Raw genomic sequence first — 900 nt, forward strand, 5'->3', positions numbered from 1 at the left:
CATACAATGTTGCACTAAATGGTCAAACTGTGGTTGGTGTATTCGATTTTGATACCGCACATCCTGCTCCTCGTTTATGGGACGTTGCTTTTTCCATTTACGGTTGGGCTCCTTTTAAAACGGATGAAAATGACCGAATGGGCAACTTGGAACAGCAAATTCAACGCGCCAAACTGTTCTGCGACGCGTATGGCTGCTCGAAATTAGAGCGAGAAAATCTGGTGGATGTGATGACGTTAAGGCTCACGGCTTTGGTTGATTACATGAGACTGATGGCAAGCAGCAGGGATGAGAGATTTCAAGCCAATTTGGAAGAGGGACATCACATCGCGTATTTGCAAGATATCGATTATCTGCGTCAACATCACCAAGCGATTACTTTGGGCATACTAAAAGAACGTTAGTTTGCAATCACGTGTTTAATCTTATCAAATAACCATAGATTTAATGGCGCGTGTTGCTGTGAACGCCGACAACTCATCACGTAGCTGACATTCAATTCTAAGCGGTTCGGTAGTGCGATACTTCTGCATCCCTGCGGGACATGGTCACTCATCGTGATACCGAAATGATCGGTTTGAAGGATGATTTTGTGGATCATCGCTGGGTGTTCTATTTCCACTTTTGGCGACGCATTAAAGCCAATGTTCTTCAAGCGTTCCAATAGAGGGTATCGGTAGTCATTCCATCCTGGTGTTTTGAAGAGTAAAAAGGGGTAGAGCTGCAAGTCATCAAAATCTTGTGCGGGGTGATCTTTGCGAACAAAAAAGACGGCCTTTCCTTTTCCCAACTCTTTTTGTGCGACCGATTGAGGTAAGTCCTCATCAAAGTAGTGGATTGCGACCGCATTTTCACCATCTATTAAACGGTTTTTAGCTTCGTTTCCCCAGCGCAGAAACG

The 900-nt window shown here is 44.6% G+C and carries 1 protein-coding gene and 1 pseudogene; one reads left to right on the forward strand and one right to left on the reverse strand.

Translation table 11 applies throughout. From position 1 onward, the window contains the following. A pseudogene (locus R8N49_RS25740) lies at positions 1–404 on the forward strand (phosphotransferase); the annotation flags it as partial. Here the strand turns inward: R8N49_RS25740 and R8N49_RS25745 are convergent. After that, on the reverse strand, positions 401–900 hold a 500-nt coding region (locus R8N49_RS25745; protein WP_318190286.1), incomplete at its 5' end, for a LysR substrate-binding domain-containing protein. The pseudogene R8N49_RS25740 and the gene R8N49_RS25745 overlap by 4 nt on opposite strands.

The organism is Vibrio sp. 1978 (assembly GCF_033344345.1).